The organism is Deinococcus sp. HSC-46F16, from assembly GCF_024171495.1.
GTDB lineage: Bacteria > Deinococcota > Deinococci > Deinococcales > Deinococcaceae > Deinococcus.
The window spans coordinates 323,079-348,293 of sequence record NZ_JALJZW010000004.1 but is presented as its reverse complement, the minus strand read 5'-3'; the positions used below and the strand labels follow the sequence as shown (position 1 = coordinate 348,293).

Genomic DNA, 25,215 nt, shown 5'->3' with positions numbered 1-25,215 from the left:
CTTGCCCCCATGTCCGCGCCCGCCACCCGCGATGTCCTCCTCACCTGTCCCCTCGACTGCCCCGATGCCTGCCGCCTGCGGATCACCCTGGAGCGCGGCGAGGACGGCCGCGAGCGGGCGGTCAAGCTCACCGGGGACGCGGCGCATCCATACACGAAGGGCTTCGCCTGTGTGAAGACGGTTCACTACCCCGCGCGCCAGCACCACCCGCAGCGGCCCATCTACCCCCTGCGCCGGGTCAACCCCAAGACCGACCCCGAGCCGCAATTCGAGCGGGTGACCTGGGACGAGGCGCTGGGCGACATCGCGGCCCGGCTGCGGCACCTGCTGGACACGCGCGGCCCGTCCTCCATCCTGCGCTACCACTACGCGGGCACGATGGGCCTGATGGAGAACTCGCACGCCCACGCGCTGTGGCGGGCGCTGGGCACCCCCGAACTCGACGAGACGATCTGCGCGACGGCGGGCACGGCGGCCTGGGCGGTGGGCTACGGCTCGCGCCTGACGGTGGACCCGCTCGACGTGCCGCACGCCCGATTGATCGTGCTGTGGGGCATCAACAGCCTCAGCACCCACAGCCACCTGACGCCGCAGATGACGGCGGCCCGCAAAGCAGGTGCACGCATCATCCATGTGGACCCCTACCGCAACCGCACAAGCGGGTACGCCGACACCCACCTCAAGCTGAAGCCGGGGACGGACGCGGCGCTCGCCTTGGGCGTGATGCACGAACTGTTCGCCCACGGCTGGACGGACGAGGCGTACCTCGCCGAGGCGACGACCGGGGTGGAGGATCTGCGCGAGGCCGCCCGCGAGTGGACCCCCGAGCGCACGGCGGAAGTGACCGGCCTGACGGTGGAGGAGGTGCGCGACCTCGCCCACGCCATCGGGACCACCCGGCCCACCTACATCCGGGTCGGGTACGGGATGACCCGCCACGAGAACGGCGGCACGGCGCTGCGGGCGGTCACGCTGATTCCGGCCCTGACGGGCGACTGGCGGCAGCGGGGCGGGGGGGTGTGCCTCAGCACCAGCGGGGCCTTCGCGCTCAACCGCACCCGGCTGGGGGGTGCCCACCTGATCCGCGAAGGCGTGCCCCACGTCAACATGAATGAGCTGGCGAGCGCCCTGGCCCCCGACGCGGGGTTCGGCGCGGCCGTGATCTACAACTGCAACCCGGCGGTGGTCGCGCCCGATTCCTCGCGGGTGCGGGCGGGCCTCCAGCGGGACGACCTCCTCGTGGTCGTGCTGGAACAGGCGATGACCGAAACGGCGCGGCTGGCCGACTATGTGCTCCCCGCGACGACCTTCATGGAACACCCGGATGTGTACACGAGCTATGGCCACCACTGGCTGGGCTACAACCCGGCCGAGCTGGAGGCCCCCGGCGAGGCCCGGCCCAACTCCTGGGTGTTTCAGCAGCTCGCCCGCCGCCTCGGCGTGACCGAACCCAGCGTGTACTGGACGGTGGACGACCTGCTGGCCGAGGTGCTGAACACGGACCATCCCTTCCTCGCGGGCATTACCCCCGAGCGGCTGAAGGCCGAGGGCAGCGTGCGGCTGGGCATTCCCGAGGGCTTCCTGCCCTACGCGCATGGGGCCGACACCCCCAGCGGCAAGGTGCAGCTCTCGCCTGCGCCGAGGTACCAGCCGGTGGGCGCGGCGCTGAACCCCGACTACCCGGTGCGCCTGCTCACGCCGCCCGCCCACCATTTCCTGAACTCGACCTACGGCAACCTCGCCAACCTCAACCGCGCCGAGGGGGGCGAGCCGCACGTCCTCGTCCACCCCGAGGACGCCGAGGGCTACGGGCTGGACGACGGCGGCTATGCCCGCATCGTCAGCGAGGTGGGGCAGGTGCGCCGGCGGGTGAAGGTGACCCAGGCCGCGCAGCCCGGCGTGGCGGTCGTGGAGGGGACGTGGTGGGGCCTCTCGGCGCCGGATGGCGAGAGCATCAATGCGGTGACCGCGCAGACACTCACGGATCTGGGCGGGGGAAGCACCTTTCACAACACGCGGGTGCGGCTGGAGCCGATCAGTTCAGGGGCCTGACCAGGGGCCGGGCGGGGGAAGCCCGCGTCCAGTCGAAACGGGCCTCGAACACCCCACAGCGGTCGTGCCGGGTCGCCACGATCTCGCGGGCGGTGTAGGTCTCGCCCTCCTCGCGCGTGCCGTCCTTTTCGGGCAGGCCGCAGCCGGGGCGGGCGGGAACGGCGAAGGCGAGAGGGACCGTTTGCCCGGTCGCCACATCGAAGCGGAAATAATTCAGCCGCACCGGTTCATAGGGACTGTAGGCTCCGTTGGGCGAATTGAACAGCAGGCTGCGGGCGTTCTCAGCGACCCGCCAGCCGTCAATGGTGCTGCTCCGTCCGGCCACGCGCAGGCTCTGAGTCAGCGTCCGCGTGGCAATCTGGGCGACCGCGCTCGCGTACTCCACGAAGAGGGTGTCTCCCACCACGTAGAGCCGCTCGGCCCGGCCCACCTGGGTTCGCCGCACGATGGGGCGGCCCGTTGCCACATCGTCCACCCGGAGCTGAAACCCATCCCACCCCTGCTTTGGTTGGGTAACGACGGCCACACGTCCAGCTGTGACCAGCGCCCGCGCCTCGTGACCCGTAGGAATCGGATACGAACGGACGACTCCGCCTCCGCGCAGCACCCGCACCTCACCAGGCCGGACCTCCACACGGGCGGGGGGAGGCGGCCCGCTACCCCCGAGGGCCAGCCCACCGGACGCCCCACAACTGAGGAGTAGGGCCGTCAGGAGGGGACGGTGGAGACGCGACATGCACCAGCCTACCCCTCCAGCATCCGCGCCCAGCCCTCTGGGTCCTCGCCCACGGTCAGCACCTTGCCGCCGCGCACCAGCGGCAACCGCAGCAGCTCGGGCGTCTCGATGATGCGGGCGATGATGCCTTCTTCGGTGGTGCGGAGGTAGGCGAGGTTGCTGCGTTCGTAGGCCTTGCCCTCCAGGTCCAGCAGCGCGTTCAGCCCGAACTTTTGCACAAAGCGGGTCAGTTCCCCTTTGGCGATGGGTTTGGCCGCCAGATCGACGAAGTGAATCTTGACCCGCCGCTCCTTGAAAAAGCGCTCGGCAGCGCGGGTGGCGGCACTCTTTTTCAGGCCGAACATCTGAACCTGGGGGGCGGTCATGGGGAGAGGATAACTTCCAGCCGCCAACCGCCAGCAAAAAACCCCGGCGTCGGCCGGGGCAAAGCTGCTCGGGTTCTGGCAGACGGCGGGCCACCTCAGTTTGCGTAGAACCCCATGCCCTCCTCGTCCCGGCCGCTCACCGGCAGGCCGAGGTGGTCATAGGCGTGCGCGGTGGCGACGCGGCCCCGGGGCGTGCGCTTGATGAAGCCGAGCTGGATCAGGTACGGCTCGTACACGTCCTCCAGGGTCAGGGCGTCCTCGCTGATGGCCGTGGCGAGGGTGTCAACCCCCACCGGGCCGCCCGCGAAGCGGTGGATCAAGGTTTCGAGGTACTTCTTGTCGCGGTCGTCGAGGCCCGCCGAGTCCAGGCCCAGCCGGTCGAGGGCGTCCATCGCGCGGGGCAGCTCGATGGTGCTTTCGCCCGCGACCTCGGCGTAATCGCGCACCCGCCGCAGCAGCCGCTTGGCGATGCGCATGGTGCCGCGTGAGCGGGCGCCGATCTCGATCGCCGAGTCCTCGGTCAGCCCGAAGCCCAGCAGCCGGGCGTCGCGCATCAGGTTGGTGCCGATTTCCTCCGGGGTGTAGTACTCCAGGTGCTCGATGATCCCGAATCGGCTGCGCATGGGTGCGGTGATCAGGCCGGGCCGGGTCGTCGCGCCCACCAGCGTGAAGCGCGGCAGCGGCAGCTCGATGGTCCGCGCCGCCGGTCCCTGCCCCAGCACAATGTCGAGCTTGAAGTCCTCCATCGCGGGGTAGAGGTGCTCCTCGGCCACCCGCCCCAGCCGGTGAATCTCGTCGATGAACAGCACGTCGCCTTCCTCCAGGCTGTTCGTCAGGATGGCGGCGAGGTCGCCCGGCTTCTCGATGGCCGGACCCGACGTGACACGGATATTCACCCCGAGTTCGTGCGCGATGATGTGCGCCAGGGTGGTCTTGCCCAGTCCGGGGGGGCCGAAGAGCAGGGTGTGGTCCAGCGCCTCGCGGCGGCCCTTGGCGGCCTGGAGGTACACCGAGAGCTTTTCCTTGAGGCGTTCCTGCCCCACGTACTCGGTCAGCGTCTTGGGCCGCAGGGCGGCGTCGAGCGGTTCGGTCATGCTGCCCATATTACGCTATTTGCGAAATGGGGTGGGTCGGCTTGAGTCCGGTCAGGACCCGCCATAGGTCCGGATCAGGCCGGGCAGGTCGGCGGCCAGGGTACCGTCCAGCACCTCGCCGTTGGCATACACGCGTACGAAGCGGCCCTGGGGGTCCACCACGCTGACCTGATCGCCGTGGATACGGGCGGCCTCGGCAGCCGTGGCTCCGGCAGCTTCGGCGTTGGCGGCGCCGTTTCCGGCGTCCAGCGCTCCCCCGCTCCCGTGCCCCAGGTGGGCGTTGTGGTCCCCCACAGGCTGGGGCAGCGGCTTCACGTTCGCCACGAACATCACGCGGGCAGCTTCATCAATGGTGGCGGCCTCGCCCGTCAGTCCGGAGAAGGCGGGGTTGAAGCGGCCCAAGTAGTCGCGTACCACCTCGGGACGGTCATGCCCCGGGTCCACCGTGATGAACTGCACCTGCACCCGCTCGCGCTGGGCTTCCGGTAGGTCGGCATACACCCGCGCGAGGCTCGCCAGCGTCGCCGGGCACACGTCCGGGCAGCGCACGAAGCCGTAAAAGACCAGCCGTATCCGGCCGCCTGACGCGTTCAGGGGCGTGGCCTCGCCCCGCTCGTTGACCAGCCGCAGGGCGGGCAGGTCCACCGGGGTGTCCAGCGCTGTGCCCCCCGCCGGGGCAGGGGAGACGCTCCGGTACAGCAGCAGCCCTCCCAGGACCGCCGCGACCGCCAACAGCACTGCCGTGAGCCACTTCATCGGGCCGAGGCTAGCGGGGCGTGGGGGGGCGGGGTGTCCCAGGGGGGCAGCCAAAAAGGCGGCGGGGACGCTTATCACGTCCCCACCGCCCCACGCTGAAGGTCGGAGCTCAGCTCACCACGCGTAGAAGATCGCCACGATGAGCAGCCACACCACGTCCACGAGGTGCCAGTACAGGCTGGCGGCCGTGAGCGACCCGTGGTTGTACTTGTCCATCTTGCCGGTCAGTGCCTGGTAGTACGGCAGGGCGATGCCGGTGCCGCCGATCAGGATGTGCAGCCCGTGCAGGCCCACGATGATGAAGAAGCACGATTGCCACAGGTTCTGCTTCCAGTCGCTTTCCACGCCGAACAGCGCGAACTCGTACACCTGGAAGATCATGAAGAGGGCACCCAGGATCAGGGTGATCAGCAGGCCCAGCCGGAACCAGGTGTAGCGGCCCTTGTGGTGGTCCTGCTCGGCCTTGTGAATCACGAAGGACGAGGTCACCAGAATCAGGGTGTTCACGGCGGCCAGCCAGATGTTAGGCCGCAGCGCGGGCGGCTCGGCGGCGCCCACGATGCGCAGGTACACGTACCCGGCGATCAGCACGCCGAAGAGGCTGATTTCCGAGATGATGAACCACGCCATGCCCATAAAGCCGTTGTCGTACTTGGTCAGGTGGTGGTGCTCGACCGGCACGGCGTATTCACGGGTGCCCGCCCACTTGAACAGCGAGTACAGGAAGAAAGGAATCGACAGGTACAGGATCACGGTCGAGATCTGGAAGTTCAGGCTCGCTTCCGAGAAGGCCTGCAACCCGCCCGCCGGGGTGTAGTTGGTAAACCAGCCGTAGCTCAGGCCGTAGCCCATCAGCAGCAGCGAGAGCGCCGTCATGAAGGGCCAGATGGAGTCCTGCGGCAGGTGAATGCTCTTGGGGTCCACGGGCGTGAGGGTCTGCCCGCTCTTCTCCCAGTCGTAGAGCGGCCGCTCGGTGGGGAAGGTGGTGGGGAACTCGTGCGCGAAGTTGTAGGCGGCGGGCGGGCTGGCCGCGGTCCACTCCAGCGTGAAGCCGCCCCAGGGGTTGTTGGAGGCCGTGATGGGCCTGCGCAGGCTCTGGAGGATGTTCCAGACCATCACGATGCCGCCCGCGAGCAGCACGAGCGCCCCGATGGTCGAGATGAAGTTCAGCTCAGTCCAGGCGAAGTTTCCGGCCGGGTAGGTGTAGTAGCGCCGGGGCATCCCCAGCAGGCCCAGGATGTATTGCGGCAGGAACGTCAGCCACGAGCCCACCATGAAGAGCCAGAAGTGCCACATTCCCAGCCGCTCGTTCAGGAAGCGCCCGGTCATCTTGGGCCACCAGTAGTACAGGCCGCCCATCGCCAGGAACGCGGTGCCGAACATCATCACGTTGTGGAAGTGCGCCACCACGTAGTACGAGTTGGTCACCTGATAGTCGAAGGGCACCATGCCCAGCGAGACGCCCGTGATCCCGCCGATCAGGAAGTTGAAGATGAAGCCCACCAGCCAGAAGGTCGGCGTCTTCATGATGATGCGCCCGCCCCACAGGGTCCCGATCAGGTTAAAGATCTTGACGCCCGTGGGGACAGCCACGATCAGGGTGGCGATGGCGAAGGCGATCTGCCAGCCTTCCGGCAGGCCGATGGCGAAGATGTGGTGCGCCCACACCAGCAGGGACACCAGCACGATGCCCAGCAGCGAGTACACCATCACCCGGTAACCGAACAGCGGCTTGCGGGCCATGGTCGAGGCGATCTCGGCGGCGATGCCCAGGTAGGGCAGCAGCATCACGTACACGGCGGGGTGCGAGTAGAACCAGAAAAACTGGGTGAACAGGATGGGCGTGCCGCCGATGCCGGGGTTGAACATCGAGAGGCCCAGCTTGAGTTCCAGGTAGGTCACGAGCGCCGCCGCCGTCAGGCCGCCGAGGCTGACCAGCTGCAGCAGGCTGGTCGCGAAGATGCTCCAGCAGAAGATCGGCATCTTCCACAGGCTCATGCCCGGTGCCCGCAGGTTCACGACCGTCGCGGCGAAGTTCGCGCTGCCCAGCAGCGACCCGATCCCGTTGAGAATCACGGCGACCATGAACACGGTCACGCCCGTCTGGTTGCCGTCCACCGAGAGCGGGTAGTAGAAGGTCCAGCCCACGCCCGGCAGCCCGCCCTGGAACAGGCCCGTCAGGATCAGGACCAGGCTGGCGATAAAGGACCACACCGCGAAGGTGTTCACGCGCGGCAGCGCCACGTCGCGCACCCCGAGTTGCAGCGGCAGGAAGAAGTTTCCGAAGCCGAACAGGCCAATCGGAATCAGGAAGAAAAAGAGCATGATCGCGGCGTGCCCGGTCAGGACCTCGTTGTAGGTGTTCCCCACGAGAAAGCCCTGGTCCGGCAACGCGAGTTGCAGCCGCAGCGCGACCGCCATCAGCCCCGCGATCCCAAAGGCGACAAGCGAAACGATGATGTACAGCAGCCCGATCTTCTTGTGATCGGTGGTCATCATGTAGTCCTTGATGACCTCCCAGGCGCCCCGCCGGGCGGAGGTTACCTGGGGCTGCGGCGCGTGCTGAACCGTCACTGGGAGCCTCCTTGGGCAGAGTCGGGCGTGCCGCCGATCACGGGCGTGCCGCGCCAGTAGTCGGCTTCCTCAGGCAGGCGCAGGCTGCGCAGGTACGCGGCGATGTCCGAGAGTTCGGCCTCGGTGAGCACGCCGCCCTTTTGCACCTTGCCGTTGACCTGGTAGGTCGCGCCGTTGTAGGGGGGCATCAGGCTGCCGGGCTTGACGCCGGGGCTGTTGGCCAGCCAGGGAAGCAGCATCTCCTCGGCCCGCTCGCCTTCCCACATCCCGGCGCCCAGCGTGCGGCGGGTGCCGAAAAAGCTCAGGTCGGGACCGGCCGCCCCGTTGGCGGGCGTGCCCTGCACCCGGTGGCAGGCGGCGCAGGCGAGCGCCCCGGTCGAGGGCTTGCCCTGCATGAAGAGGGTGTAGCCGCGCTCCTCGGCGCTGCCGGGAGCGGGGGTAGGGGCGCGGTACGCCGCCGCCGCCTGGAGGAAGGCGTTGTAGCGCTCGGGCTCCAGCGCGATCACCTTGAAACGCATGTTGGCGTGACTGGCCCCGCACAGCATCGAGCAGTTGCCCTGGTAGGCGCCGGGGCGGTCGGTGTCGATCTGCCAGGTTTTCTCGGTGCCGGGGGTCGCGTTGCGCTGCCCGCCGAGGTTGGGCGCCCAGAAGGCGTGCATCACGTCCCCGGCGGTGATGGTGACGGCCACCGGGTTACGGGTGGGCATCACCATCTCGTTGCCGTTGGTGACCACGCCGCCCGCCGCCGCCGTGGCGGTGGGGTAGCTGAAGTTCCACCAGAACTGCCGCGCGAGCGCCGTGACGGTCGTGGCGTTTTCCGGCGTGGGGTTCAGCCGCGCCATGGAGCGCACGGTCAGCACGCTCAGCACGATCACGATCAGCACCGGGACGGCCACGAGCACCACTTCCAGGCGGTTGTTGCCGTGGAACTGCTCGGGCGCGGCCGCATTGTTTTCCTCGCGGAAGCGCCGCACCGTGGAAAACAGGGCGTAGGACACGCCGATGAAGATGATGATCGAGAAGGCGATGGCCCACACGCTCATCCAGAAGATCTCGCGGTTGAAGGCCGACGACATGTCGGCGAAGGTCACGAGCTGGTTCGACCCACAGCCCGTCAGCAGCGCGGCCCCCGCTGCGAGGAGGGCTGCCCGCGTGGCCAGCCTCCGGCCTCCCCCTGGGCCGCGCACGCGGCCACTCTGGTTGGTGTTCAATGTCACTCCTTTCCTCTTTCCTCGCGCCCCAGTGTAGTCGCTTCCACTGGAACCTTGCACCTTCCAAAACCGCCCGCCCCGCGCAGCTCGCGGCAGGGTCGACCGAGCGGTCAGGGATGCCCCCCATGAGAGCAGGCTGGGGGGTAGGCAAGTGTCCTTTGAACTTGGGATGGGTGGGGACCGCCGGGGTGCTCCTCGGCCCACAGAGGTATCGGGCGGGGGCAACAAAATCGGCGCTGTCCCTGCTCGGTCACGGAGTGGGGGGCCACCCCATCCGCCGCCCCAACGAGCGGGCCGTGCGTCGCCAGGGGGCGGGGACGCACGGCCCCCCTGCGCGGCTTCAGGCCAGCAGCACGCGGTCGACGGCCCCGGCCAGAAACAGCAGGGCGAGGTAGAGCATGGAATACAGGTACAGCGGCAGGGTCACCGGGCGCTCGATCTTGCCCCCCGCCATCACGTGTCCGCGCAGCCGCCACGAGAGCACCAGCAGCCACCCGCCCAGCCCCAGCGCCGCCACGAAGTACAGCCCCCCGACCGCCTGGAAAAAGACGGGCATGACGGACAGGACCACCGTGTAGATCGCGTACAGCCAGATCTGCGCGGCCGTCAGTCGGTCGCCGTGCACAACCGGCAGCATGGGAATGCCGACCTCGCGGTACTCGTCTTTGATCATCAGCGCGAGCGCCCAGAAGTGCACCGGGGTCCAGAAGAACACGATGGCGAAGAGAAACCACGCGAAGAGCGGCAACTCGCCCGTCACGGCGGCCCAGCCCACCAGCGGCGGAAAGCACCCGGCCGCGCCCCCCAGCACGATGTTGTGCCAGGTCGTGCGCTTGAGCCACAGGGTGTAGACCACCACGTAGGTGAAAAAGCCCGCCAGGCTCATCCACGCACTCAATGGGGTGGCCCACACCCACAGGGCCACGAAGGACAGCACCTGCAAGGCGGTGCCGAAGATCGCCGCCTCGCGGGTGCCGATCAAGCCGCTGGAGGTGGGCCGCGCGGACGTGCGCTTCATGCGCAGGTCGATGTCGCGGTCGATGATCATGTTGAACACACCCGCCGACCCCGCCGAGGCGTACCCGGCGAGGCTGACGACGACCAGCAGCCACAGCCCCGGCCAGCCCTCGGCGGCCATCACCATCGCGGTGAGGGTGGTCCACAGCAGCAGGCTGATGACCTTGGGCTTGGTCAGGGCGAGGTAATCGCGCCAGGTGGGGCGGGGAGCGGCCGCAGCCGTGCCCGCCGGGGCAGGCGAGGCGGCGAGGTGGGTGTCCGTCATGCCGTCACCTCGGGGGCGCCCGCGCGGGCCGGGGTCGGCACCCGGCGCAGGGTGGTCAGGGCTTCGTACCCCAGCAAGACGGTCACGAGCCACATGATGCACGCCAGCAGCAGGTGCGTGAGCTGCATCCAGTCGGGCGCCTTGAGGGCCACGTTCAGGAAGCCCACCGCCATCTGCGCGGCGATCACCCCGAACAGGGCGACGCCCCAGCGGGTGACGGCCGGGGAAGGCCGCCAGCGCCGCAGCGCTCCCACCATCCACACCAGATACGCGCTGGTAAGCACCGCCAGCAGGGGGTGAACCACCCGCAGGTTCTCGATCAGGCTGGCCGTCGCCCCGAAGTCCCGTCGCACCGTGTCCAGCGGCGTGCCCGGCGCGGGCGTGAACAGCAGGTCGCCCAAAGCCGTCACCGCGCCCGCCATGCCCAGCACCAGCGTGAGGCCCAGGCCCACGGCGAGTGCGCCCAGCGCCTTGCCCTGCCCGCGCAGCCGCAGCGCCGGGCGGCCCGAGGCCCACAGCGCCGTGAGCAGCAGGGCGCCCAGCAGCAGGAAGGTGTTGGCGAGGTGGATGCCCTGCACCAGCCCCCGCGCGGGGTCGGTCGAGTCGGCGGTCAGGCCAAGCAGCACCTGCACGCCGCCCACCAGCCCCTCCAGCAGAATCAGCCCGAAGCTCAGCACCGCGCCCAGCCGGACGGGGTGGCCCTTCGGCGCGGCGCGGAAGGCCAGCGCGATCAGCGCCAGGGCGATCAGCCCGCTTGCCCCGCTCGTCAGGCGGTGGCTGAATTCGATCAGGGTGTGGACCGTGGGGCTTGGCGGCACCACCACCCCGTTGCACAGCGGCCAGTGGTCGCCGCACCCGGCGCCCGCCCCCGTGATTCGGACGACCGCTCCCCAGAGAATCACCAGCACGTTGTAGGCCAGGGCCGCCCACGCCAGCCGGGGGAGCCACGCGCCCGCACCCCGGCGGGGAACCGTCAGCGTTCCGCTCATCTTCCTCCTCACCGTCCCTTCCGCGCCTCGGCCCGGTTCTGCACCGGCGGGCGCGGTCAACCCGGCTATTCTACTGGCCCCGCCCGCCTGAGAATTGTCCCCCCACGCCCGCCCCCACTCCCCCGAGGTGCCCGCCCATGTTCCGGTCCGAAGTCAATGCCGCCCAGCGCCAGGCCGTCGCCCTGCTGCATGACCTGCGCTTCGCTCCGCCGCCCTGGGCTACCTGGTCGCCGGAGGAGTGGGCCGCTCAACCGGAGGTCGCCGCCTACTGCCGCGCCCGGCAGATGGGCTGGGACGTGACCGACTTCGGCTCAGGCGACTTTGCCCGCCGGGGCCTGCTGCTGATCTGCACCCGCAACGGCCGCCCTGGGGTGCCCGGCGACGTGCCCTACGCCGAGAAAGTGCTGCTGGTGGGCGAGGGGCAGGAGACGCCGCTGCACACCCACCACCACAAAACCGAGGACATCATTCACCGGGGGGGCGGGGTGCTCGTGATGGAACTGGCCCTGGTGACCTCGCAGGGCGAGGTCCGCGACGTGCCCGTGCCCGTCTTGACCGATGGCCGGGTGCGCCACGTTCCGCCGCTGGCGCCGCTCGCCCTGCACCCCGGCGAGAGCATCACGCTGCGGCCGGGCACCTACCACCGCTTCTACGCGCGGCCCGGCGGCGGTCCGGTCCTGGCTGGAGAGGTCAGCGCGGTGAACGACGACCTGCACGACAACGTGTTTCTGGAGGCGGTGGGCCGCTTTCCCCCAGTGGAGCCCGATGAAGCGCCGCTCTACCCGCTGTGGAGCGAGGTGGGGGAGGTCCCCTGACCGCCCGGACACCCGCCCCGGCCCCCGGACCCTAGACTGCCCGGCGTGGCACCGATCATCAACCAGTGGGCCGTTATCACCATCGTCCTGAGCGGCATCGCGCTCGTGGTCGGTGTCGTCTTTATCCGCCGGGGCAACCGCGAGGCGCACATGCGGGCGATGCTCACCGCGAGTGCCCTCGCCACCGTCTTTCTGGTGCTGTACCTCACCCGGCTCGCGCTGGGCTACGAGAAGGCCTACGCCGGGCCGGACGCGTGGCGGGGGGCCTACTTCGCCCTCCTGATCAGCCACATCATCCTGGCCGCCGCCAACCTGCCCCTGGCGCTCGGCGCCCTGTACAACGCCTGGAAGGGCCTGCAGGCCGCCGGGAACCTCGGCAACATCGATGTGCCCGCCGCGCGGCCCTACTTTGGCCGCCACCGCGCCTGGGTGCGCTGGACGGTCCCGGTGTGGCTGTACGTGGCGGTCACGGGCTGGATCATCTACCTCGTGCTGGGGAGATACGGCGAGGTGATCACGGGGTAAGGGGGCGGCCAGCCACCAGCTTCCAGCGGCCCGCACCAACGGTCCCTGGCTGGCGGCGGGTTGCTGGGAGCTGGTAGCTTCTTCCCCATGAAACGCTCCGTCCCCGACCTGATCCAGGCTGCCGACCCGCTGGTGATGGTGACGGCCTACGACTATCCGGGCGCCCGGCACGCCGAGGCCGCCGGGGTGGACCTGATCTTGGTGGGCGACAGCCTGGGCAACGTGGTGCTGGGCTACGACTCGACCGCCCCCGTGACCCTGGCCGACATGATTCACCACGGGCGGGCGGTGCGGCGGGGCGCTCCGGAGACGTTCGTGGTGGTGGACCTGCCCTTCGGCACCTACCAGACGGGCGCGGGCGACGCGATGCGCTCGGCGGTGCAGGTCATCCAGCAGACCGGGGCCGACGCCGTGAAGATGGAGGGGGCGACCCCGGAGATTCTGGAGGCCGTGACGGTGCTGACCCGCAACGGCATCCCGGTGATGGGCCACGTCGGCCTGATGCCCCAGACCGCGACGGCCCAGGGCGGCCTGAAGGTGCAGGGCCGCGACGAGGAGGGGGCGCGGCGCACCCTGGACGGGGCGCTGGCCTTGCAGGAGGCCGGGGCCTTCAGCGTGGTGCTGGAGGCGATTCCCGCCCGGCTGGCGCGGCTGATTACCGAGCGGCTCGCGGTGCCCACCATCGGGATCGGGGCCGGGGTCCACTGCCGGGGACAGGTGCTCGTGTACCACGACCTGCTGGGATTGTACGAGGGCGACGAGAAGAAGCTCGCCAAGCGCTACGCCGAACTGGGCCGCACCTCCCGCGAGGCGTTGGAAGCCTACGCCCGCGAGGTCCGCGCCCGCGAGTTCCCCGGCAAGGAGCACAGTTTCGTGATGAAGGACGAGGTGCTGGGCAAGCTGTACTAGCGGTAGGGGCGGGGCGTCCCCCACCCATCTGGTGAATGGCCCCACCTGCGCTGACCCAGGCGTGACGGACGTGTTATGACAGGAGGACCATGCCTCCTCGTCCCGTGGGACCGGCCGACCTGCCCGAGCGAATCGCGCGGGTCTACTTCCGGTTTCTGGTGCCGCTGGTGGGGGCGGCGGTGCTGTGGATCATCTCGGCGCTGACGGGCAGCGTTCACCCGCTCGTGGCGCTGTTTTCGGGAACGCTGGCCCTGTTCGCGCTGCTGCATCTGCTGCGCCCAGGCTGGGGCGAGGCGGTGCGGCTGGGGTTCGCGGTCAGCGTGCTGGTCTTTGTGGCGGTGCTGGCCCTGGAGCCGCAACAGTTGCACGTCCGGGCCGCGTACCACGAGCTGATCGTGCACCTGCTGCTGCTGCTGATTCCGCTCAACGTGCTGATCTGGCACCTGCTCTTCAGCGACCGGCCCCGGCGGGCGCAGGTGCTGGCGCTGGCCCTGACCGGCACTGGTGCCCTCGCGGCGACCCGCTGGGAGAACGTGGCGAGCACCCACCTCACGACCTCGGCGCTGCTGCTGGCGGTCAGTCTGTTCACGCACTTTTTCGCGGGAGCGGTCGTGGACCTGCAACGCCGCATGCGCGAGGAAGAGCGCCGCGCCCGCCAGGACCCGCTGACTGGGCTGGGCAACCGCCTGGCCTTTGCGGAACTCTGTGCCCAATCCCTGACCCCCGGGGTGCTCGCCGTGCTGGACATCGACCATTTCAAGGCCGTCAACGACCGCTGGGGCCACGAGGCCGGGGACCGGGTGCTCCGGGAGGTGGCCGCCGTCCTGCGCGAGGTGCTGGGAGTCGGGGTGCCCCTCTTCCGCTGGGGCGGTGAGGAATTCGTGGTGTGCCTGCCGGGCCGCTCGGTCCACGGGGCCGCGCGGCTGCTCGAAGGCGTGCGGGCCGGGATCGCCGGGCATACCTTCGGCGAGGGCCAGCAGGTCACCCTCAGCGTGGGCCTGTGCGCCTACACCCCGGAGCAGGGCCTCGCGCACGCCTTTTCCCAGGCCGACGCCGCCCTGCGCCAGGCCAAAGACGGCGGGCGTGACCGGCTGGTGGCGGCTCCGGCGGCCTGACGGCGGTCAGCGGCCAGTTTCCAGCGGAAGAAGAAGAGCCTCAGCGTGTGCTGGGGCTCTTCGGGGGCGAGAAGCGGACGGCTCAGTTCCAGCGGCCGCCGCGCTCCCGGCGCACTTCCGGCTCGGGGGCGGCGTAGGTTTCCTCGGCCCGCGAGAGCTTCTTGCGGCCGTACAGCCCCTCCAGCACGAATTCGGCCGCCGAGGCCCGCACCGAGTCGTCGGGACTGTTCGCCACGTGGGCGGCGAGGTCGGTCAGGCCGGGCACGTCCCTCGCCGCTTTCAGGGCGCCCGCCGCGTCCCCGCCCTGCGGGAAGCGGAAGACGTTGCCCGCCTCGAACCACTTCTCCAGCTCGCGCGTGTCCGCGCTGCCGTAATGCCGGGCGAAGACGGCCCCCGCCGCCTTGCGAATCACGTCGCGGGCGACCTGATCGGCCCCCTTGAGTTCGCCCTCGTATTCCAGCTCCAGCTTACCGGTGATCGCGGGCAGGCCCGCGTACACGTCACTCACACGCACGACCGGGGTGTCGCCCGACACCAGCGCCCGGCGCTCGGCGTTGGCCGCCGCGAGTTCCATCAGGCTGATGGGCAATCGCTGCGACACGCCGCTGAGCTTGTCCACCCGGCCGTCCTCGCGGGCCTGGAAGGCGATCTCCTCGATCAGCTCGGCAATGAAGGGCGGCACCGTCACGCCCTCGGCCCGGACTGCCTCCTGCTCGGTGATGTCCATGCCCAGCCGCACGTCGCTGGGGTAGTGGGTGCGGATCTCCGAGCCGATGCGGTCCTTGAGCGGCGTGACGATCTTGCCGCGGGCGGTGTAGTCCTCGGGGTTGGCGGAAAAGACCAGCATCACGTCGAGTTCCAGCCGGATGGGGTAGCCCTTGATCTGGACATCGCCCTCCTGAAGGATGTTGAACAGGGCCACCTGCACCTTGGGCGCGAGGTCGGCCAGTTCGTTCACTGCGAAGATGCCCCGGTTGGCGCGGGGCAGCAGCCCGAAGTGCATGGAGCGGGTGTCGCCTAGGCTTGTGCCCAGCCGGGCCGCCTTGATGGGGTCCACGTCCCCGATCAGGTCGGCGACCGTCACGTCGGGGGTGGCGAGCTTTTCCACGTAGCGGGCGTCACGTGGCAGCCAGCGGATAGGAAGGTCATGCCCGTGCGCTTCGAGCAGGTGCCGCCCCTCCGCCCCGATGGGGTTGATGGGATCGTCGGGCATGTCCACCCCGTCAATCACGGGCACATGGTCGTCGAGCAGACCGGTGATCGCCCGCAGGATGCGGCTCTTGGCCTGCCCGCGCAGCCCCAGCAGGATGAAGTTCTGCCGCGCCAGCAGCGCGTTCACGAGTTGCGGAATGACGGTGTCGTCGTAGCCCACCACGCCGGGGAACAGCTCCTCGCCGCTTCTGAGCTTGCGGGTCAGATTCTCGCGGACCTCGTCCTGCACGGTCCGCACGTGGGAGTCGAAGGGCGTGCGCCCCGCGTACTCCGGCGTCTGCAACAGCTCACCCAGCGTCCGAGGTCTAGTCTCCATAGCTAGCGCGGAAGCTAGCACGCGCCCACACGCGGGAATGTGCGGCTTACGGGGGTCACGAGGTCGCGCTGGTGGAGGCCGCCGCGCTCGCCTGATCGTCCTCCAGCACCTTGTAGGCGCAGGTGGCCGCCAGCGCCGCGAGCAGGGGCGGCAGGCCTTCTGGCAGCGCGAGGGCCACGTCCTTGCCCTCCACCGCGCCGCCGATGCGCCCGTGCAGGCGGTTCCCGCCGCAGTGCAGGCTCACGTCCTTGCCCATGACGCGCCCCGAGAAGCGGCCCTCGATGCGGTCGCCCCGCCGGGTCAGCGCCACGTCGTCTCCCTCCACCCGGCCGCCGAGGCGCACGGCCACGCGGTCGGGGGTCACGTCGCCGTCCACGTCGAAGCCCGCGAAGGTGCCGCCCACGCGCCCGTCCACGTCGCCGCCGCGCAGCCCCAGGTCGAGGTCCTTGCCCTGGATTCTCCCGCCGATGCGCCCGCGCAGCCGCGTGCCGTCCCACTCGGCGTGCAGGTCGTAGCCCACCGTGAGGCCGCCGATTCGTCCTTGGAGGTCGTTCATCGTGACCGGGTACGTGGCGCGGGCACGGAGGGTTGCGGTTCATCCTGTCTCATGCCCCCGCGCCCCGCCACGCCCACCGACGCCCCCACCCTCGCCCTCCACCGTTATCCCGACGAGGCGGATGCCGGGGAGCGGGCCGCCTATGCCGCCTGGGTGGCCGGGGCGTTGGAACGCGGCCTGTACCTGGGCTTTCTGGCCGAGCACGGGGGCCAAGTGGTGGCTGGAGCGGGCTTGACCCTGCTGGAGTGGGGGCCGACGCGCGGCGACCCGCAGCCCTGGCGGGGCCGGATCGTGAACGTCTGGACCCACCCCGACTTCCGGCGGCGCGGCCTCGCCCGCGAGCTGGTGACCCGCTGTGTGGAGGCCGCCCGAGAACGCGGCGTGACCCGCCTCAGCCTGGGCACCACCGAGTCGGGCCGGGCGCTGTACGGGGCGCTGGGCTTCCGGACCAGCGGCACGGAGATGGTGCGCCGGGGATGAAATCGCCCCCACCGTCTTCCCAGAGAACCGGGCGGGAGGCCAGGGTACGGTGAGCCATGAAACGAACGCTGCTCGCGGCCCTGACCCTGGTGCCCCTGCTCCCGCTGCTCACCCTGCCGACCGCGCAGGCCCAGTCCGGCGACCTGATCTGCTCCGGCACCCTGAACGGCCGCACCCTGAACCGGGACGTGAAGGTCCGGAACGGGGCCACCTGCACCCTGGTGGGCACCCGCCTGACCGGGGACAGCGACATCGAGGTCGAGCGCGGCGGCACCCTGATCGTCCGCAACAGCACCGTGAACGGTGACATTCAGGGAGACGACGGCTTCCGTGCCGTGAGCGTGACGGGCAGCGTCATCAACGGCGACATCGAGCTGGAGCGGGGCGGCAACGTCCTGATCGAGAATGTCCGCGTCAACGGGGACATCAGCCTGGAGGGCAACACCGGCACCCTGCGCCTGACCCGCGTGACCGTGGGTGGCGACCTGGAGTGCGAGGACAACCGCACCGCCCCCACGGGCGGCAGCAACCGCGTGAACGGCGACCGCGAAGGGCAGTGCCGCACCCTGTAGGGGCTGAAGGTCGAGGAAGGTGGAGTGGGGGCGGCTTCCCGCGTGGGAACCGCCCTTGACTGCGTCCGGGGTGCGGCCCCGCGCTATTCTCGCCCGCATGTACCGCGCCGTCATCGGGCTGGAAGTTCACCTGCAATTGCGGACCCGCTCGAAACTGTTCAGCGCCTGCCCGGCCGACTACCACGGCGCGGACCCCAACACCTTCGCGGACCCCCTGACCCTGGGGCTGCCCGGCACCCTTCCCACCCTCAACCGGGAAGCGGTCGATCTCGCGCTGATGTTCGGCCTCGCGCTGAACTGCGAGGTCTCGGGCTTCACCCAGTTTCACCGCAAGAACTACTTCTACCCCGACTCGCCCAAGAACTTCCAGCTCTCGCAGTACGACCGCCCCGTGGCGCGGAACGGGTATCTGGATGTGCCGCTGGGAAATGGAGCAGGCGAGCGCGTCCGCATCAAACGCGCCCACCTCGAAGACGACGCGGGCAAGCTGCTGCACCCCGCCTACGCGCCCTACAGCCTGCTCGACCTCAACCGCGCCGGGTCGCCCCTGATCGAGATGGTCACCGAGGCCGACCTCACGGGACCCGAGCAGGCCCGCGCCTTTCTGGAAAGCGTGCAGGCCATCGCGCAGGCCCTCGGCGTCAGTGACGCCACCCCCGAGGAGGGCAAGATGCGCTGCGACGTGAACCTCAGCGTTCACAAACCCGGCGAGCCCTGGGGCACCAAGGTGGAGGTCAAGAACCTCAATTCCTTCCGCAGCGTTGAGCGGGCCATCGCTTACGAAACGGCGAGGCAGACGCGGGTGCTGTCTGCGGGCGGCGCCATCACGCAAGACACCCTGGGCTGGGACGAGGGTGGCGGCAAGACCTTCGTGATGCGGACCAAGGAGGGCGAGGCCGACTACCGCTATTTCCCCGAGCCGGACCTCCCGCCCCTGGACATCACCCCGGAGTGGGTCGCGCGGGTGCGGGCGCGGATGCCCGAGTTGCCCGCCGCCAAGCGGGAGCGCTACCTCACGGCGGGGGTGCGGGGGGCCGACGCGCAGACGCTGAGCCATGACGTGGCCCTCTCGCGCTTCTACGACGAGGCGCTTGTGGGAGGGGCCGACCCACAGAAGCTTGCCAACTGGCTGCTGAGCGATGTGGCGGGGCTGCTGGCGGCGCGGGAAGTGGCGCTCGCGGATTCGGCCCTCCAGCCCGCACACCTCGCCGCGCTGGTGCGCCTGATCGACGAGGGCACCATCAGCGGCCGTGCGGCCAAGGACCTCCTGCCCGACGTGCTGCACGGCCACGATCCGGGGCGGCTGGTAGAGGAGCGCGGCCTGGGCGTGGTGACCGATACCGGGGCCATCGACGCCGCCATCGACGCCGCCATGCAGGCCGACCCTGCCACCGTGGAGAAGGTCCGCGCCGGAAATGCCAAGGCGATGAATGCCCTCTTCGGCCCGGTCATGCGGGCCACTGGGGGCCAGGCCCAGCCGGAAGTGGTCCGCGAGCGGCTGCGGGCGAAGCTGGGGCTGTGAGGGGGAGCAGCGCTCACGGTCGAGGGGTCCAGATGTCGAGAGGTCGGGGAACTCCCGGTGGCCCCCTTGCTCGACCTCTCGACTCCTCGACCCCCCGACCCCCCACAGGTGCCCCGTGACCCGCTGGCGCACCCCCGCCCTCGCGGCCCTGTGGGCACAGGTCGCCGGACTGGTCGCCCTCGCCGCCTATCTGCTGTGGCGGGAGGGGTTCGGGGGAATGAGCTGGCTGAACGGCGCGGAAGCCCTGCTCGCCGCGCTGGTGCTGGGGCTGTGGACGGCAGTGCTGGGGCGCTTCACGGCGGGGCGGGGCATGCCGCCGGAGGACGGCACCTTGCGGGCGCTGCGGGGCCTGTTTCCCTGGCTCACGTCGCTGCGGCTGGCGCTGTGGTTCCTGACGCTGGTGTCGGTGCTGGGGGGAGCGGCGCCGCAGGCCAACCCGGTCGCCCTGACCGCCCTGCTGACCGTGTGGCCTGCCGCCGTGCTCGCGGGCAACGCGGTCTACGGCACCCTGGCCCGCCTCGCGCCCGAACCCGCCGACCTGGTGCGGCGGGCGCGGCTGGCCGACTGGCTCAACGTGGCGGCGGCGCTCAGCCTGGCGATGGCGGTCTTCAACGTGGTGCCCATCCGGGGCTTCAGCAGCGTGCCCGGCACGGCGGACCTGTGGGTCTACGGCCTGAGCGGGGCGCTGGACGTGGCCGCGACCCTGCTGGCGCGGCAGGCGGTGCTCACGGCCCCCTTTCCACGGGGGTAGGGGGCACTGGGGGGAAGGCGCGGCGGCCCCGGAACGGTATGCTGCGAGGCACGCATGAGCCAACCCCTCTCTTCCCCGCTCCGCCCGCTGGTGTCGCTGGGCGACCTCGCCTGGGACGTGCTGGCCAAGCCGGACACGATGCTGCTGCCGGGCGGCGACACGACCGGGCGCCTGGAACTCTCCGGCGGCGGCTCGGCCGCGAATCTGGCGGTGTGGGCACGCCGGGCCGGATACCCCGCCACCTTCGTGGGCAAGGTGGGCCGCGACCGCTTCGGGGACCTCGCCACCTATGAACTGCGTTCGGAAGGCGTGGGCGCCGAGGTCATCCTGTCGGACGAGCATCCCACCGGGGTGATCCTCGCCCTGATCGACCGTCACGGCCAGCGGGCCATGCTGACCGGGCAGGCCGCCGACTGGGAGCTGCGCCCCGACGAACTGCCGGGGGAGACCCTGCGCGGAGCGCGGCACCTGCACCTCACCGCCTGGAGCCTGTTCCGTGATCCGCCCCGCGCCGCCGCCCTGGCCGCCGCCACCCTCGCCCGCGAGGGGGGGGCCACCCTCAGCCTCGACCCTGGGAGCTTTCAGATGATTCAGCAACTCGGCCGCGAGACCTTTCTCGGGATCGTCGACGCGGTCCCCTTCGACGTGATTTTCCCCAACGCCGACGAGGCCCGCGCCCTGACCGGCGAGGCCGAACCCGGCCCGGCCCTGGCCTGCCTGCGGGAGCGCTACCCCGATGCCCTGGTGGTCCTGAAGATGGACGACGAGGGCGCCCTGCTGGAAGGGCCGGAGCAGCCCCGCGTGCATATCCCCGCCACGGCCGACCGCCCGGTGGACGCGACCGGGGCCGGAGACGCCTTCGGGGGCGCCTTCCTGGCGGGCTGGCTCGCCCACGGCGACGCCCCCCGCGCCGCCCGCCTCGCCGTAGAGGTCGGCGGCTGGGTCGTCTCGCGCTTCGGTGCCCGGCCCCCCGCCGACGCGGAGCTGGGGCGGCGGCTGGCCGCGCACGGCGTGACCCCGTTCGGTGCGGATGGGGTGCCCGCATGACCCGGCTTCAGGGGGGCGGCATGGCCCTGTGGGTCAAGATTCTGCTGGGCCTGGTGATTCTGCTGCTGCTGGCCGCTGCCGGGGTTTTCGTGTACCTGCGCGGCCTGACCCAGCCCGCCGGGGGCGGTCCCTACACCCTGGAGGTCGAGCCCGGCGACACCCTGCCCGCCGTGGCCCGCGAGTTGCAGGAGAGGGGCATCGTGAAAAACGCCGACGCCCTCAGATTCGTGATGCGGCGAAACGGCACGGCGAGCAGCCTCAAGGAGGGCCTCTACGACCTGAAGGGCGACATGACCGTCTATCAGGTCGCCGAAAAACTCGCCGGACCCGCCCGCATCCCCACCGTCAACGTGACGGTGCCCGAGGGCTGGCGCCTGCGCGACATTCCGCCCGTCTTCGAGAAGGCAGGCTTTGACCGGGCAGGCATCGAGGCGGCCCTCAACGACGCGTCCCTCAGCCAGTACGCGCGGGGCGAGCAGGAGAACCTCGAAGGCTTCATCTTCCCGGCGACCTACGAGTTCCGGGTGGGGGAGACGCCTGCGGACGCGGTGAAAGAGATGGTCGAGCGCATGGAGCAGGAATTCACCCCGGAGAACGTGGCGAAGGCGAAGGCGCTGGGCCTGTCGGTACGCGACTGGGTGATTCTGGGCAGCATGGTGCAGGCGGAGGCCGCCAACAACGCGGAGATGCCGGTCATCGCGGGGGTCTTTCTCAACCGTCTGCGCGACGGCATCGCGCTGGGCAGCGACCCCACCGTCGCTTACGGGCTGGGCAAGGACCTTCCCGAACTCGACCGCTCGGCGGGAGATTTCGAGAAGGACACGCCCTACTCGACCTACACCCGCCAGGGCCTGCCCGCTGGCCCCATCAACAACCCCGGCCAGCCCGCCCTGCTGAGCGTCCTGAACGCCGAGCGCAAGCTGTCCGACGGCCGTGACGCCCTCTACTTTCTGCATGCGCCGGACGGCAAGATCTACGTCAACCACACCTACGCCGAGCACCTGCGCGACAACGCGACCTACCGCTGAGGCTGGAGGGATGCCGTGCCCGACCGTGACTTCCTGAGGCGTCGAAACGCGCTGTGGGCGCGGCTGCGGGCGCTGCCCCCCGGTTCGCCCGAGTTCGAGGCGGCCCTGCATGACCTCGCCGGGTACGTGGGCTGGACGCGCCCTCAGGTGCTCGCCGGACTGGGACTGACCGAGGCGGAGGTGCCCCCGCCGGAGCGCAGTCCATGAGCGCCGAGGTCGTCCCGCTCGACCTGCCCCGGATGTTCCTGGGTGACTTCCCGCCGCTCTTTTTCGCGGAGATCGCCCTGCGGACGGTCGTGATTTTCGGCTGGCTGCTGCTGCTGCTGCGGCTGATGGGCAAGCGGGGGCTGGCGCAGCTCAGTCCGCTGGAACTCGCCATCGTGATCGGGCTGGGCTCGGCGGCGGGCGACCCGATGTTCTACCCGGAGGTGCCGCTCGCCCACGCGATGCTGGTGCTGGCGCTGGTGGTGGGGATGCAGCGCCTGCTCGCCTACCTCGTCATCAAGAACGAGACGGTCGAGACCTTTATTGAGGGCGTCCCCGTCGAACTCGTCCGCGACGGGATAATGTCGAACCCCGCGCTCGACCGCTCCAACCTCAGCCGGGAAGACCTCTTCGAGCGCCTGCGGGTCGCCGGGGTGCGGCAACTCGGGGAGGTGCAGCGGGTCTACTTCGAGCAGGACGGCAACCTCAGCGTGTTTCTGCATCAGGGGGACGCGCCGCCGGGCTTGCCCATCGTGCCCCCCTGGGACCTGGAAGCGCCCGTCCCGGTTAGGGAGGGCGGCCAGGGCCAGCTCGCCTGCACCTCCTGCGGCGCGGTCAGCCTGGTGGACGGCCCCGTTCCCCCCTGTCCCCACTGCGGGCACGAGGACTGGACCCACGCGACCACAGACCCGCTGGGGGGGGCGCACGGCTCTGCCCGTGACGACTCCGGCGGCGATGGGGGGGATCACCGTCTGGGCCTCGGCGGTCCGCTGGGGGGCGGTCCCGGCACGACGCCGGGCTAGCGGTTTATACGGTTGCCGGAAAAGGAGTTGTCGAACCGGCGCCTTTCCGGTTCGACAACTCCTTTCCCGGCAACCGTTTTGTTCCTGCTCGCTCTGCTCCGCAGCTTTACAAGTCCGCTCGGGTTGAACAGTTTGTGTAACTGTTCAACCGGAATCCGTATTAGCCCTCGGTCGATGACCCCGGCCGGGTGGTCCACTCGGGCTCGGGTTCGATCTGCTCGGCGGGTGCCTTGCCGGGTTCCAGTCCGCTCGACCGCGCCGTTTGCAGCGGCGTCACGGCCATGCCCTCGGCGCACTCGATCTGGCAGGAGAGCCGCGCCTGCCCCAGCAGTCCCTTTTCCACGAGCTTGTCGTGCTCGGCCACCGTCATCAGGTCGGGTTCGCCCTCAGAGAAGCTCACCCGGCAGGTCGTGCAGCGGGCCACGCCCCCGCAGCGGTGCAGGATGTCCACCCCGCCGCGTTCCAGCGCCAGCACCAGCCGCTCGCCCGCCCGCGCCGTGACCTCGCCGTAGCCCTCCACCCTGATCTGCACTGTCTCCGTCGTCATGGCCGAGGATGGCACGAAAAGAGACTCAGGTCACTGGCCCGACAGGAACTCCAGCAGCAGGTTGTTCACCCGCAGCGGCTCGTCGCGCATGACCCAGTGGCTCGCGCGGGGAAAGCGCACCACCCGCACGCCGGGAACCCACTCCTCCAGCCCGTCGGCGAGTTCGGGCCGCAGCGCCACGTCCCGCTCGCCCCACAGCACCAGGGTGGGCACCCGGATGGGAGGAACCGCGCCGCCGCCCCGCCCCAGGCCGCCCAGCCGCACCATCGCCCGGTAGTAGTTGACCATCGCGGTCGCCGCACCGGGCCGCGCCCACGCTTCCTCATAGCGCCGCCGCTCCTCGGGCAGGTAGGCCGCCGGGTTGGTCCCCTGCAGCGCCCACCGCCCGAAGCGCGGCAGCATCCGCTCGGGCAGCCACGGCAACTGGAAGAACAGCACGTACCACGACCGCATCCACTGCGCGGGGTGCCCCAGCGCCCGGCGGTAGGCGGCGGGGTGCGGCGCGTTGAGAATCACCAGCCGCTCGATGACCTCCGGCTGCCGCAGCGCCAGCGCCCACGCGATGATGCCGCCCCAGTCGTGCCCGACGACGTGTGCCCGCTCATACCCCAGGGCACGGATCAGGCCCGCCACGTCCTCCTGGAGCGTGCCCACCCGGTAAGCCCGCACGCCGGACGGCTTCTCGCTGAGGTTGTACCCCCGCAGGTCCGGCACGATCACCCGGAAGCCCGCACGGGAGAGGGGGCCAATCTGCCGGGTCCAGCCCTCCCAGAACTCGGGAAAGCCGTGCAGCAGGACCACGGGCGGCCCTCTCTCCGGCCCCGCCTCCACGACATGCAGCCGCACCCCGTTCGTGACGACGTGGCGGGACCGGAACTCCGTCTCGGGAGGGATCATGCCCCAGTGTAGGGGCCTTCAGGACCGCCCCCCGCCCCCCTTGCGGCTGGGATCCTTCAGGAAGTGTTCCCGCAGCAGGTGATCCAGCCCCGGCCCCCGCTCGGCCAGCGCCCGCGCGAAGGTCTGCGCGTCGTTGCGGGGCGAGTCGGGCGCCGCCTTGTCGGGGGCGGCCTTGCCGGGCACGTCGCCCCCGAAGCGCCGGGCACGGAACATGCCGGGATGCTCCTCGAAGACGGCGGTGACATGACCCGGCAGCCGCGCGAGGTGCGCCGCAAACTCGGCCTCCTGCGCGAGCGCGGCGTGGGCGGCTCCCTCGCCCAGTTCAGTCAGCAGCCGGTCGATCAGCGCGAAGACGCGGGCGGCGTAGGCCTCGACCTCCTCGCGTCGGGGCAGGGCGCCCCGGTGCACGACCCGGTTGCGAAAGTCGCTGCCCAGGGCCTGCGGGGTCAGGAAGTCGGGCGGGCGGCCCTCGCGCAGCAGGTAGGCCAGCGCGAACATGCCCAGTTGCCGCTCCGACTGCGCCGAGACGTGCTTCCAGGTGCCGTCCAGCGCCGCGAGTGCCCCCGTGAAGTCGGTCTCGCCGTCCGCCATCCGCTCCAGCACCGCCGCCCGCACATAGAACTCGAAGAAGCGCTCCAGCGCCGCCGCGAAGGTGGCGACTGCCTCCCGCGCGTAGCCGTCCATCAGCGCCCGCGTGCCCAGGTCGAACAGCACCTCGAACTTGTGCTTGCGCACCAGCACGCAGAACTCGGCCCCGCAGTGCGGACAGGTCAGGTCATGGACGGCGCTGTCGGCGAACTCTGCCCGCATCTCACGGGCACACTCGGGGCAGCGGGTGGAGAAGAGCATGGGGGGAG

At 70.3% G+C, this 25,215-nt stretch carries 26 protein-coding genes; 13 read left to right on the top strand and 13 right to left on the bottom strand.

All coding sequences use genetic code 11. The features are described 5' to 3' along the window. Positions 1 to 9 precede the first annotated feature (9 nt). Positions 10 to 2,052 (top strand): molybdopterin oxidoreductase family protein, encoded by a 2,043-nt coding sequence (locus L1280_RS10965; RefSeq protein ID WP_253582307.1) that lies wholly within the window; start codon positions 10 to 12, stop codon positions 2,050 to 2,052. Here L1280_RS10965 and L1280_RS10960 read toward each other — a convergent pair. From L1280_RS10960 to L1280_RS10925, 8 genes are all read right to left on the bottom strand, one after another. After that, complete coding sequence (locus L1280_RS10960) at positions 2,036 to 2,527, bottom strand: hypothetical protein (RefSeq protein WP_253582306.1); 492 nt, start codon at positions 2,525 to 2,527, stop codon at positions 2,036 to 2,038. The two genes, L1280_RS10965 and L1280_RS10960, sit on opposite strands and share 17 nt — an antisense overlap. 269 nt (positions 2,528 to 2,796) lie before the next feature. Further along, positions 2,797 to 3,153 carry an ArsC/Spx/MgsR family protein gene (locus L1280_RS10955; RefSeq protein ID WP_234009064.1) on the bottom strand — a complete coding sequence of 119 codons (357 nt, stop codon included), beginning with the start codon at positions 3,151 to 3,153 and terminating at the stop codon, positions 2,797 to 2,799. A gap of 95 nt (positions 3,154 to 3,248) precedes the next feature. After that, on the bottom strand, positions 3,249 to 4,247 hold the full coding sequence (ruvB, locus tag L1280_RS10950; RefSeq protein WP_253582305.1) for a Holliday junction branch migration DNA helicase RuvB: 999 nt from the start codon (positions 4,245 to 4,247) through the stop codon (positions 3,249 to 3,251). A gap of 51 nt (positions 4,248 to 4,298) precedes the next feature. Further along, positions 4,299 to 5,003, bottom strand: coding sequence for an SCO family protein (locus L1280_RS10945; RefSeq protein WP_253582304.1), 705 nt, complete (start codon positions 5,001 to 5,003; stop codon positions 4,299 to 4,301). Positions 5,004 to 5,117: 114 nt separating this feature from the next. Further along, positions 5,118 to 7,577, bottom strand: a complete 2,460-nt coding sequence (locus L1280_RS10940; RefSeq protein ID WP_253582303.1) for a cbb3-type cytochrome c oxidase subunit I — start codon at positions 7,575 to 7,577, stop codon at positions 5,118 to 5,120. Then, entirely contained in the window at positions 7,574 to 8,788 is a 1,215-nt protein-coding gene (gene coxB / locus L1280_RS10935) for a cytochrome c oxidase subunit II (RefSeq protein ID WP_253582302.1), read from the bottom strand. The genes L1280_RS10940 and coxB overlap by 4 nt, the downstream gene beginning before the upstream one ends. A gap of 340 nt (positions 8,789 to 9,128) precedes the next feature. Further along, complete coding sequence (locus L1280_RS10930) at positions 9,129 to 10,070, bottom strand: heme o synthase (RefSeq protein WP_253582301.1); 942 nt, start codon at positions 10,068 to 10,070, stop codon at positions 9,129 to 9,131. After that, a complete protein-coding gene (locus L1280_RS10925) occupies positions 10,067 to 11,059 on the bottom strand; it encodes a COX15/CtaA family protein (protein WP_253582300.1) in 993 nt (330 codons plus the stop codon). The genes L1280_RS10930 and L1280_RS10925 overlap by 4 nt, the downstream gene beginning before the upstream one ends. 137 nt (positions 11,060 to 11,196) lie before the next feature. Here L1280_RS10925 and L1280_RS10920 point away from each other — a divergent pair, with 137 nt between their 5' ends. The 4 genes from L1280_RS10920 to L1280_RS10905 all read left to right on the top strand — a co-directional run bounded on the left by L1280_RS10920 (position 11,197) and on the right by L1280_RS10905 (position 14,423). Continuing rightward, the gene (locus tag L1280_RS10920) at positions 11,197 to 11,874 is read left to right on the top strand and encodes a D-lyxose/D-mannose family sugar isomerase (protein ID WP_253582299.1); all 678 of its coding nucleotides are present in this window, start codon (positions 11,197 to 11,199) and stop codon (positions 11,872 to 11,874) included. Positions 11,875 to 11,919: 45 nt separating this feature from the next. Beyond that, entirely contained in the window at positions 11,920 to 12,399 is a 480-nt protein-coding gene (locus tag L1280_RS10915; protein ID WP_253582298.1) for a DUF420 domain-containing protein, read from the top strand. An 87-nt stretch (positions 12,400 to 12,486) separates the two neighbouring features. Continuing rightward, complete coding sequence (gene panB / locus L1280_RS10910; RefSeq protein ID WP_253582297.1) at positions 12,487 to 13,308, top strand: 3-methyl-2-oxobutanoate hydroxymethyltransferase; 822 nt, start codon at positions 12,487 to 12,489, stop codon at positions 13,306 to 13,308. A gap of 89 nt (positions 13,309 to 13,397) precedes the next feature. Beyond that, entirely contained in the window at positions 13,398 to 14,423 is a 1,026-nt protein-coding gene (locus L1280_RS10905; RefSeq protein ID WP_253582296.1) for a diguanylate cyclase, read from the top strand. 82 nt (positions 14,424 to 14,505) lie between these two features. Here L1280_RS10905 and L1280_RS10900 read toward each other — a convergent pair whose 3' ends face one another. Then, positions 14,506 to 15,951 carry an ATP-binding protein gene (locus L1280_RS10900; protein ID WP_253582295.1) on the bottom strand — a complete coding sequence of 482 codons (1,446 nt, stop codon included), beginning with the start codon at positions 15,949 to 15,951 and terminating at the stop codon, positions 14,506 to 14,508. A gap of 55 nt (positions 15,952 to 16,006) precedes the next feature. Then, positions 16,007 to 16,507, bottom strand: a complete 501-nt coding sequence (locus L1280_RS10895; protein ID WP_253582294.1) for a hypothetical protein — start codon at positions 16,505 to 16,507, stop codon at positions 16,007 to 16,009. A 51-nt stretch (positions 16,508 to 16,558) separates the two neighbouring features. On the opposite strand from L1280_RS10895, the gene L1280_RS10890 reads away from it, so the two are divergent. The 8 genes from L1280_RS10890 (at position 16,559) to L1280_RS10855 (ending at position 22,914) form a co-directional block, all read left to right on the top strand. Then, complete coding sequence (locus L1280_RS10890) at positions 16,559 to 16,987, top strand: GNAT family N-acetyltransferase (protein WP_253582293.1); 429 nt, start codon at positions 16,559 to 16,561, stop codon at positions 16,985 to 16,987. A 56-nt stretch (positions 16,988 to 17,043) separates the two neighbouring features. Continuing rightward, on the top strand, positions 17,044 to 17,559 hold the full coding sequence (locus L1280_RS10885; protein ID WP_253582292.1) for a hypothetical protein: 516 nt from the start codon (positions 17,044 to 17,046) through the stop codon (positions 17,557 to 17,559). A gap of 97 nt (positions 17,560 to 17,656) precedes the next feature. Beyond that, positions 17,657 to 19,081, top strand: a complete 1,425-nt coding sequence (gene gatB / locus L1280_RS10880) for an Asp-tRNA(Asn)/Glu-tRNA(Gln) amidotransferase subunit GatB (protein ID WP_253582291.1) — start codon at positions 17,657 to 17,659, stop codon at positions 19,079 to 19,081. Between the two features lie 115 nt (positions 19,082 to 19,196). Then, positions 19,197 to 19,832 (top strand): hypothetical protein, encoded by a 636-nt coding sequence (locus L1280_RS10875; RefSeq protein ID WP_253582290.1) that lies wholly within the window; start codon positions 19,197 to 19,199, stop codon positions 19,830 to 19,832. Between the two features lie 54 nt (positions 19,833 to 19,886). Next, entirely contained in the window at positions 19,887 to 20,879 is a 993-nt protein-coding gene (locus L1280_RS10870) for a carbohydrate kinase family protein (protein WP_253582289.1), read from the top strand. Then, entirely contained in the window at positions 20,876 to 21,907 is a 1,032-nt protein-coding gene (mltG, locus tag L1280_RS10865; protein WP_253582288.1) for an endolytic transglycosylase MltG, read from the top strand. Before L1280_RS10870 ends, mltG begins: the two co-directional genes overlap by 4 nt. A 15-nt stretch (positions 21,908 to 21,922) precedes the next feature. Then, on the top strand, positions 21,923 to 22,114 hold the full coding sequence (locus tag L1280_RS10860) for a hypothetical protein (RefSeq protein ID WP_253582287.1): 192 nt from the start codon (positions 21,923 to 21,925) through the stop codon (positions 22,112 to 22,114). After that, positions 22,111 to 22,914 (top strand): DUF421 domain-containing protein, encoded by an 804-nt coding sequence (locus L1280_RS10855; RefSeq protein ID WP_253582286.1) that lies wholly within the window; start codon positions 22,111 to 22,113, stop codon positions 22,912 to 22,914. Before L1280_RS10860 ends, L1280_RS10855 begins: the two co-directional genes overlap by 4 nt. A gap of 160 nt (positions 22,915 to 23,074) precedes the next feature. Here L1280_RS10855 and L1280_RS10850 read toward each other — a convergent pair whose 3' ends face one another. From L1280_RS10850 to L1280_RS10840, 3 genes are read right to left on the bottom strand one after another with little or no spacing between them, the layout of a single operon-like run. Next, positions 23,075 to 23,461 (bottom strand): 2Fe-2S iron-sulfur cluster-binding protein, encoded by a 387-nt coding sequence (locus L1280_RS10850; protein ID WP_253582285.1) that lies wholly within the window; start codon positions 23,459 to 23,461, stop codon positions 23,075 to 23,077. Positions 23,462 to 23,491: 30 nt separating this feature from the next. Beyond that, positions 23,492 to 24,358 (bottom strand): alpha/beta fold hydrolase, encoded by an 867-nt coding sequence (locus L1280_RS10845; protein WP_253582284.1) that lies wholly within the window; start codon positions 24,356 to 24,358, stop codon positions 23,492 to 23,494. 18 nt (positions 24,359 to 24,376) lie between these two features. Further along, positions 24,377 to 25,207, bottom strand: coding sequence for a hypothetical protein (locus tag L1280_RS10840; RefSeq protein ID WP_253582283.1), 831 nt, complete (start codon positions 25,205 to 25,207; stop codon positions 24,377 to 24,379). Between the last annotated feature and the right edge of the window lie 8 nt (positions 25,208 to 25,215).